Here is a 239-nt window from a genome sequence, read left to right on the forward strand (position 1 = left end):
AGCCACTGGAAGTGGTTCGCGACAAACTGGCTGCTATCAGTGAATGGACCGCGGAAAACGTGCACCACGCGATTCAGGCAACCGCTGATGAGCTGGAGGTGGGCATGGGTAAAGTCGGGATGCCGCTGCGCGTAGCCGTAACCGGTGCTGGTCAGTCTCCGGCGTTAGACGTTACGGTGCATGCGATTGGTAAATCTCGCAGCATTGAACGTATTAACAAGGCGCTCGCGTTTATTGCT

1 pseudogene is annotated in these 239 nt (G+C 56.1%); it reads left to right on the top strand.

From position 1 onward, the window contains the following. Positions 1-239 (top strand): annotated as a pseudogene (gene gltX / locus FDX22_RS19775) (glutamate--tRNA ligase); the annotation flags it as partial.

The organism is Citrobacter sp. TBCS-14, from assembly GCF_005280805.1.
GTDB lineage: Bacteria > Pseudomonadota > Gammaproteobacteria > Enterobacterales > Enterobacteriaceae > Citrobacter > Citrobacter gillenii.